10 protein-coding genes are annotated in these 8,532 nt (G+C 40.6%); 1 reads left to right on the plus strand and 9 read right to left on the minus strand.

Annotation, left to right across the window (positions count from 1 at the left end):
- Window positions 1–186: hypothetical protein (locus DWZ38_RS22570; protein WP_207661337.1), on the minus strand; the 186-nt coding region annotated here is incomplete at its 3' end.
- 408 nt (window positions 187–594) lie between these two features.
- On the opposite strand from DWZ38_RS22570, the gene DWZ38_RS21605 reads away from it, so the two are divergent.
- Window positions 595–834 (plus strand): DUF6061 family protein, encoded by a 240-nt coding sequence (locus DWZ38_RS21605; RefSeq protein WP_107001876.1) that lies wholly within the window; start codon window positions 595–597, stop codon window positions 832–834.
- Between the two features lie 183 nt (window positions 835–1,017).
- Here the strand turns inward: DWZ38_RS21605 and DWZ38_RS21610 are convergent, their stop codons facing one another.
- The 8 genes from DWZ38_RS21610 to DWZ38_RS21645 all read right to left on the minus strand — a co-directional run bounded on the left by DWZ38_RS21610 (window position 1,018) and on the right by DWZ38_RS21645 (window position 8,258).
- A complete protein-coding gene (locus tag DWZ38_RS21610; protein ID WP_243000498.1) occupies window positions 1,018–1,287 on the minus strand; it encodes a hypothetical protein in 270 nt (89 codons plus the stop codon).
- A 189-nt stretch (window positions 1,288–1,476) separates the two neighbouring features.
- A complete protein-coding gene (locus DWZ38_RS21615; RefSeq protein ID WP_005330972.1) occupies window positions 1,477–1,776 on the minus strand; it encodes a metalloregulator ArsR/SmtB family transcription factor in 300 nt (99 codons plus the stop codon).
- A gap of 135 nt (window positions 1,777–1,911) precedes the next feature.
- Window positions 1,912–2,622 (minus strand): 2Fe-2S iron-sulfur cluster-binding protein, encoded by a 711-nt coding sequence (locus tag DWZ38_RS21620; RefSeq protein ID WP_117855360.1) that lies wholly within the window; start codon window positions 2,620–2,622, stop codon window positions 1,912–1,914.
- 5 nt (window positions 2,623–2,627) lie between these two features.
- Window positions 2,628–4,172 (minus strand): FAD-binding protein, encoded by a 1,545-nt coding sequence (locus tag DWZ38_RS21625; RefSeq protein ID WP_117855362.1) that lies wholly within the window; start codon window positions 4,170–4,172, stop codon window positions 2,628–2,630.
- The gene (locus tag DWZ38_RS21630) at window positions 4,169–4,708 is read right to left on the minus strand and encodes a pilus assembly protein PilX (protein WP_117855365.1); all 540 of its coding nucleotides are present in this window, start codon (window positions 4,706–4,708) and stop codon (window positions 4,169–4,171) included. The genes DWZ38_RS21625 and DWZ38_RS21630 overlap by 4 nt, the downstream gene beginning before the upstream one ends.
- A gap of 10 nt (window positions 4,709–4,718) precedes the next feature.
- Window positions 4,719–5,237, minus strand: coding sequence for a hypothetical protein (locus DWZ38_RS21635; RefSeq protein ID WP_055062590.1), 519 nt, complete (start codon window positions 5,235–5,237; stop codon window positions 4,719–4,721).
- 16 nt (window positions 5,238–5,253) lie between these two features.
- On the minus strand, window positions 5,254–7,839 hold the full coding sequence (locus DWZ38_RS21640; RefSeq protein WP_117855370.1) for a heavy metal translocating P-type ATPase: 2,586 nt from the start codon (window positions 7,837–7,839) through the stop codon (window positions 5,254–5,256).
- A gap of 59 nt (window positions 7,840–7,898) precedes the next feature.
- Complete coding sequence (locus DWZ38_RS21645) at window positions 7,899–8,258, minus strand: metalloregulator ArsR/SmtB family transcription factor (protein WP_015512809.1); 360 nt, start codon at window positions 8,256–8,258, stop codon at window positions 7,899–7,901.
- Window positions 8,259–8,532: the final 274 nt, after the last annotated feature.

Below are 8,532 nucleotides of genomic sequence, written 5' to 3' on the forward strand. Positions count from 1 at the left end.
AATGGATGTACCGCTAATTTCAGAATAGGCGTACCGTTCGGGCAGAATTTGCATCTGGAAGAAACAAAGAAATATTTCAAATATGTAAAAGTAAACAACGATGAAAACGGGCGAAACAGAGTTATGCATGGATTCGTTCATCCCCGTTTTTGGAGCAAGGAGAACTTCGAACAACTCATTCATCATATTGCTGTTCTTTCACCTTACTCAAAGTTTTAATCTATAACTTCGCTTTGAAATACGTTTGGAATACTCGCTTGTGATTCTGAGGAACCATCTTGAAAGGATCTGCGTTTAGCAATTCCGATTGAGATTTCACCTGTTTTAAGAGATTTAATAACTGTTATATTTTGTTATTAAATTCTCCGCAAACCCTTGAAAACACTGAATTTATCACTGGTGAGCTTTCCCTTATTGTTTCCCTTGTGTTATATTGTCCCACCAGTGTTTTCGAACTCTGATAAGGGCAAATACAAGGGCAAGAAAATCCTATAAAACAGTATAACACAAAATAAAAGTGACATGGTGAACTGATTGAAATGCTTCTGATTTTTGCAACAAATGATTGATTTAACGATAAGGAGATTTGATACGATGAGAACAATATTTGCAGAATACAATCCCAAGCGCAACAGTATTGATGTTTATACCTCTGTTGGCTATATGCTCCGCATTGACTGTTGGGAAGCTGAAAAGGACTTAAAAACCACATCAGGATCAGACTGTGCATTAAACGCACTCGCCATTGATGATCCTCTTGAATATGCAAGATTATATCTTGATGGAAATTTGCAGATGTGGGTAGATGCGGAAGACTCATTAGATATTTTTTAATTTTTAAACAAATACAACAGTTTAAATAACTATTAGCTACAATATTTCCGGAAAATTCATCATAGGTTTGTATAAACGCAAAGAAACGGCGGCTCTGAAAATCAAAGTCGCCGTTCTAAATTGTCTGGTTTTTCTTTTGCCGTCATGCGGCAGATAATCAATTCATTCTATTTTGAACTTCTTTTATGCTACCTGATGTCTGCAATAGGAATGAATCGCCAAGAATGTAAACACAAATAATTCAATTCCTGCCGAAATCAAAATAACATGCGGTGTCCAGAAACTCATTCCACCGATATTCAGATAATTGAAATTTGCAAGCTGAGAAAGGAAATTGTTCTGCATACCAATTCCGGCAGATGGAAGTATGGTAGAGAGCCATGTTGCTCCCATCGCCACATAAGCAAAAAGCGGCATGAGAAGAACTACGATAGAGATCAGCAAAACTGTCAATGTGTCTTTACATTTTGCAGACAGGAACAACATACAGCTAACCGTTGCTAATACAGAAAGTAAGCCCGCTGCTGCGAGAATTATCTGCAACTGCCCCAGATTGATGTTTGGCAGGTTACAGTCAGGTAACGCTGGAAAAAACTAATTCCTGAATTTGATTCTTTTTTCATGATATCTGCTCTCCTTAAATTATTTACAACAATCCCCGTCACCGCATCCAAGGCAAGTAAGGGATTCTATAAAGTGTTTGTAATTCATCAATGTCTCACAATTCAAAGAATAGTGATGCCATTTTCCTTCCTTACGATCATTCACAAGGCCGCATCCTACCAGTATCTTCATATGATGGGATAAAGTTGGCTGGGTAATTTCAAATCTTTCCAAAAGTTTACACCCGCACTTTTCTCCATCCGACAGCATCTGTACAATTTCCAGCCGGTTCGCATCGCCCAAAGCCTTGCATATCAAAGCCACATCCATTGCATTCATATTGACACATCACATTGATCATTGTCTATGTTCAATATAATATATACATAGATATTTGTCAATGTATGCATTTTAAAAAAGAGAATCAAGTTTTTGATTCTCTTCATACATTCATTATAGCTTTTATCATCCATTTTATTTGCCCCAAACAGCCGCTGCATTCGACCTTACAAGCAGTTCTTCCACAGGCAGACCAATCGGACAAATATCATGACAAGATAACGACTTCCCGCATCCTTCAAAAAATCTCTTCTTATATTCAGCAGAAATCTCATTCAAATGAGTGCTTTCCTGTTCTTCATTCAGAATCCGAAATGCGTTGACTGCAGCAACAGTGCCTGCGAAAGTCCCATTTGCAGAGAAGTTAGGACACACTTCAAGGCAACAGCCACACATCAGACAGCGTGCCGACTGGTATCTCGGTTCATGTGTCCACGAACTCATATAAGCTTCACTTTCAAGCCAAAGGTTCAGTTTTTTCAAATTTTCAAACAGATTTGACCGGTCAACGATCAAATCTCTTACAAGCGGAAATTTGCTTAAAGGTTCCAAGATGATTGTAGAACCTTTTAACGTATGTAGAAATGTAGAAAATGTAGAGCATGCCAACCTCGGACGTTCGTTAATCAGCATGGCGCAAGCCCCACATTTTCGCACCATACAGCTACATTCCCAGCTGATGGGAGTAACTATATTTCCTGAGTTATCTTTCAAAGGGGTTCTACTGTTCAATTCCTTTAGAACAGTGGCAACAGAGCTGTTTTTGCTTCCGTCATACTCAAATTCCTGCCAATAACTGTCTGATTTCTGACTCTCCTGCCGCCTGATTCTTATTTTATATACCAAGTGAATCACCGCCTTTCTGGAACAGGTACAAAGGAAATCTGTATCTGCTTTCCATCAAATCTGGCTACCGTTGTTTTAAGGTAATCATCGTCATTGCTCTTCGGATAATCCTCTCGCCAGTGTGCACCACGGCTTTCTTTTCTTGCAAGAGCACTCTTTAGAACTGCCATGCCAAGCAATGGAAGATTTCCTGTCAGCGCTTGTACCGTTTGAATCCCATTTAACAACGTATTCTCATTTCTGACAACGCCCATAGTCTCCTGCATCACTTTGTTTAATTGCTTTATTTCTGAAATTTGAGACGCTGGTGGAAAATCTATCTGTGTCGCACAAGATAGATCTACTACATCTGCCTGTTCGCATGCTGATTTTGCCGCAACACGTCCTCCGTATAACGCTCCTAACAGAGAATTTCCACCAAGACGGTTGGCACCATGATATTGGGCACAGCATTCTCCGGCAGCGCAAAGATTCTGAATCGGCGTTCTGTGCTGCTCATCCACCAGAATGCCTCCCATAAAATAGTGAATTCCCGGTAAAACAGACACCGGTTCCTTTCGTATATCTTTATGCAGATAGGTCATACAATCGTCTGCCAGACCAGATAGCTTATTTGAAATAATCTCCTCCGATATTTCCGTCATGTCAAGAAATACCTCTGATTCATGGCTGACCTTCCATATCTCTCTGGCGGTAATATCTCGTGGCATCAGATTTCCAAGCTCCGGGTATTTTTCCTCCATGAAATACCATTGTTTTCCATCTTTCATGGCAAACAACCTGCCACCTTCCCCTCTGGCCGCCTCGCTGATGAGCATGCGTTTTCCACCACATTTCACAGTTGTCGGATGGTACTGGATCATCTCGCCATTTGCCAGAGGAACACCAAGCCGGAACAATTCTGCGGTGACTTCTCCTGTATTGCTCAGCGAACCCGTTGTATTTCCAAACAATCCGTGCATACCACCGGTGGCAACAATAACCGCATTCCCCGGTAATTCCACAGTCTCCTGACTGTATTCATCCCTGATTACGCAGCCACAACAAATATTGCCACACAGACGAAGTGTTAGGAAAGAATGATGGCTGAACCGTTCTACCATACCAGATGCTTCTTTCCTGCGAACAGCGTCTATCATAGCTGTCATGATCTGCTTCCCGGTATCGCTCTGTGCAAAAGCAGTCCGTTTCTTTTTCTGCCCGCCAAAATTCCGCAGATCCACATCATCATAGCCACTCATGTTAAATTTAACTCCAAGTTTTAGCAGCCAGTGCACCAGCTCCGGTGCTGCCTGTGTCATTCCCCAAACTGCATTTGGATCTGCCAGACCACATGCTGCCTTTATTGTATCTGTAAAATGTTCTTCGGGACTGTCGTTTTCATCTTTTGTATTCAAAGCTGCGTTGATACCGCCCTCCGCCATAACAGACTGTGCCCGCTCTGACGGAAGGGAGGAAACCAGTTTTACATTGCATCCATTTTCCGCTGCCTGCAAAGCCGCTGAAAGTCCTGCCAGTCCAGCACCTATAATAACAATTGTCTTACTCATAGATATTGCCACCCAATATAATATAAAATAACCGCTCCCGCTATAAAAAGAAGAAGCACCGAAAGGATCAAATAAATATCACTCCTTCGTTCTTTATAACTGATGATTCCCAGTGATACGAGCAATGGGCGGATATTGATAAAAATATGGACAAAGATTGCCGCTACGAACAAAAGCTGAGTTACCATCTTTACCGTTGTAAAAGGGAACAAAATATATGTCCCATTCTGCACCTTTCCAAACAAGCCAATATGGAATAACAGCAGAATCATTATTGCCATCCCACTGGCTCGTCTCGCCCAAAATATGACGTTTTGTTTCAGATACATTTTTCCTGATTGCTTCGCTGTCTGTAAACTCTGAACTGTCAGGATGACACCAATCACCGTATGCACAACAAGAATACCAACACCAACCCATGCAAGAAGTTTCCCTGCACTACTTCCAACTCCGTTCAGCATAAAGCTGCCCATGATTCCATGAATCATAAAAATGAGAAGCATTAAAACAGACAAAATCGTATTCCATTTTCTCATAAATTCCCGCTCACCTCATTTCTTCGCTGTCCATGATCATATAGTCCATCTGTGTTAGCGTTGTAACGTCAATAAAATCATCCGATGCCAGGAATACATCATACTTTCCACTTACCACTCTTGATAGCATCATTGTGTTACTGTACTCTTTCAGATCTACGAAAAAACCGGCCTGTTTCAACCTGTCACAGAGTTTCTTAGCATAACTGACAAGCGGATAATCCGTCTCAGATACATATAACCGAAAACTAATGTCCGTTTTCATGAGATCTGTTTCATTTGTTTCCGAATCGTCCAGTGCCAATTCTTTTAATTTATTCCGGGTGTTCTCGTTGTCGAGACCATCTGACATCATATTAATACCGAGAACATAAGAGCCTTCCAACTGTGCGGAGGCTTGAGCCGCCTTTTTTGACTTCGGTGTTGCTCCTGTGACTGCATCAATCATAGAAGGCGGTGAATGTAATATGACACCAAAACCTACAAGAAAAACAATCGTAACAACTAACAGAATCAGTTTTCGTTTCACATTCCCACCTCATTTCCTATTTTTTCAAAATTCTCATTGCGTTCAAAACAGCAATTATGGTAACGCCTACATCACCAAATACAGCTTCCCACATTCCCGCAATACCAAGAGCGCCAAGAATCAGGAACACACTCTTAATTCCAAGGGCAATCACTATATTCTGCATGACAATTTGCTTTGTCGCTTTTGCCACATCAATCGCATCCACCAGCTTAGATGGTTCATCTGTCATCAGAACCACATCCGCAGCTTCAATGGCCGCATCTGAACCAAGACCACCCATTGCGATACCAACATCCGCACGAGCAAGGACAGGAGCGTCATTGATACCATCACCAACAAAAGCTAATTTGCTTCCCTGTCTCTTTTTACTGTCCAAAAGCTCAACCTTTTCCACTTTTTGATCAGGAAACAGTTGTGCATAATATTCATCCAACTGCAATTCTTCCGCAACAGCCTTTCCGATTTTTTCATCATCACCAGTAAGCATGACTGTTTTTTCCACACCGATATGTTTCAAATCAGAAATTGCTTTTTTGCTGTCCGGCTTTACTTCATCTGTTATCAAAATGCATCCGGCATATTGACCATCTACTGCTACATAAACCTTTGTACCAACTTTTTCACAGGCTGTGTACTCCACATGCTCTGAATCCATAAGTTTCGTATTGCCAGCATAAACTTTCTTCTTTCCTGCCATGGCACTGATTCCATATCCGGAAATTTCCTTGTAATCAGAGATAACTGATTGGTCAATTTCTTTTCCATAAGCAGAGAGAATGGATTTTGCAATAGGATGGTTAGAAAAGCTCTCTGCCTGGACCGCATACTCCAGAACCTGTTCTTTTGAAAATCCATTTGCAGGCAGAATATCAGTCACATTGAAAACACCCTTTGTAAGTGTTCCAGTTTTATCGAACACAATAATGCTGACATTATTAAGCGCCTCTAAATAATTACTTCCTTTTACAAGAACACCTCGTTTAGATGCCGCACCAATACCTCCGAAGAAAGTCAGCGGGATTGAAATGACCAATGCACATGGGCAAGATACCACAAGGAAAACAAATCCTCTGCGAATCCACTCTGTCCAACCTCCACCAAGAAGGATCGGTGGCAGAATTGCCAGAATAGCTGCTAAGATTACAACAACAGGAGTGTAATAACGTGCAAATGTAGTAATGAAATTTTCTGTTGGTGCTTTTCTACTGGACGCATTCTCCACAAGATCAATAATCTTTGAAGCAGTAGATTCACCAAATGCTTTCGTTGTCTTAATCGTTAAAACACCCGTCTGATTCATACAACCGGAAAGTGCTTCGTCTCCTTTATGAACGCTTCTCGGAACCGATTCTCCAGTTAAAGCCCTCGTATCCAGCATAGAATCTCCATCCAATACCACACCGTCTAATGGGATTTTTTCACCAGGCTTTACAATAATAATCTCACCAATGGCAACACTTTCAGGAGATATGGTAATCAATTCTCCGTTCCTTCTGACTGTAGCACAATCCGGACGTATATCCATTAAATCTGATATAGATTTTTTGGAACGCTCAACAGCCAATGACTGGAAAAATTCACCAACTTGATAGAACAGCATAACAGCAACTGCTTCCGGATATTCACCAATGACAAAAGCACCAATCGTAGAAACGCTCATCAGGAAATGTTCATCAAACACACGTCCCTTTGAAATATTCCTCACAGCTTGCCATACAACATCCCCGCCAAGAATAATATAGGAGACAATGAGAAAAACTAACTCGACAGGCAGTGGTACTTTCGCAAAAACTGTCAATGCCATACCAATACCATAGATTGCTGCGCCAATCGCTAAACGAATCGTCAACTTCTTGTCCTCATTGTTATAGGATGTATTGGTATCCTGTTTTTTTGCAGGTATATAGTATTCCTGTGCAATTTCGGAAACTTCTACATCTGGCTCATGGCTGTGGACAATCGTTTCAATCTGACTGGCTATTGTATTTGCGGCAGCTGGAGCAACATTGATTGTCAGCGTCTGCTTCATCAAATTTACAACTGAGGATTGTACTCCATCCAATTCTCCGACTTCTTTTTCAATTTTTGCGGAGCAGTTCGGACAGTCCAAGCCCTTTAACAAATAACTCTTTGTAACGGGGATAATTGTTTCTTCCTGAACCTCCACACTCGGCTCATGGCTGTGGACAATCGTTTCAATCTGACTGGCTATTGTATTTGCGGCAGCTGGAGCAACATTGATTGTCAGCGTCTGCTTCATCAAATTTACAACTGAGGATTGTACTCCATCCAATTCTCCGACTTCTTTTTCAATTTTTGCAGAACAATTCGGACAATCCAATCCTTTTAACGAATAACTCTTTGTAACATTCATAACGGTTTCTTCCTGAACTTCCACATCGGGCTCATGACTATGAACAATCGTTTCAATCTGACTGGCTATCGTATCTGCGGCTGTCTGAGTAACATTGATTGTAAGCGTCTGCTTCATCAGATTTACCACTGAGGATTGCACTCCATCCAACTCTCCGATTTCTTTTTCAATTTTTGCGGAACAATTTGGACAGTCCAACCCTTTTAATAGAAATATGCGTTTCATGATAATCTCCTTATAATTTGTTTAATTGTTCAATTACTCAACTATAATATTAAAAAATATTATTTCTGCCAAAGATGCTCAAATCCCTTGTCAATAATCTCTTTCACATGATCATCTGCCAGCGAGTAGTAAACTATCTGTGCTTCTTTACGGAATTTTACCAGATTCGCTAGGCGTAATGCCTTTAACTGATGCGAAATTGCAGATTTTGTTACCCCCAGTAGCACTGCAAGATCACATACACACATCTCACTCTGTTCTAGAGCGTGTAAGATTTGTACTCTAGTTCCATCTCCAAATAGCTTAAACAAAGAAGCCAACTGGATATAATCATCTTTTGGCTGCATCTTGGATTTCACATCATTCACAATATCCTCATGAATTACATCGCAATTACAAATATAAGACGTTTTTGACATATATTCACCTCCAAATAATAATAGTTGAACAATTACTCAACTATTATTATACTTATTTTTAAATTAATGTCAATAAGCTGATGTTAGTTCCCCATAAATTTTACAATTAAAACCAGCTCTTTATTCTTTTCTTAATCTTTTTTTTCCAGTATACCGTTTTGGCTTTCTTGTTACACTTCCTGTAAATTCCGATTGAACAAAATCGCTGCGCGATGGCCTGTCAAGGCTGTGGCGCAGTTTTTTCATTCAAAAAAGCAGTGGAATTACTTTCCAT

It is taken from the genome of Ruminococcus sp. AF31-8BH, from assembly GCF_003460605.1.
Lineage (GTDB): Bacteria > Bacillota > Clostridia > Lachnospirales > Lachnospiraceae > Blautia_A > Blautia_A acetigignens.

Coding starts and splice junctions, on each gene's coding strand:
- DWZ38_RS21615 (WP_005330972.1), bottom strand. CDS start 1,776: ATGAATGCAATGGATGTGGCTTTGATATGCAAGGCTTTGGGCGATGCG.
- DWZ38_RS21640 (WP_117855370.1), bottom strand. CDS start 7,839: ATGAAACGCATATTTCTATTAAAAGGGTTGGACTGTCCAAATTGTTCC.
- DWZ38_RS21605 (WP_107001876.1), top strand. CDS start 595: ATGAGAACAATATTTGCAGAATACAATCCCAAGCGCAACAGTATTGAT.
- DWZ38_RS21625 (WP_117855362.1), bottom strand. CDS start 4,172: ATGAGTAAGACAATTGTTATTATAGGTGCTGGACTGGCAGGACTTTCA.
- DWZ38_RS21630 (WP_117855365.1), bottom strand. CDS start 4,708: ATGAGAAAATGGAATACGATTTTGTCTGTTTTAATGCTTCTCATTTTT.
- DWZ38_RS21645 (WP_015512809.1), bottom strand. CDS start 8,258: ATGTCAAAAACGTCTTATATTTGTAATTGCGATGTAATTCATGAGGAT.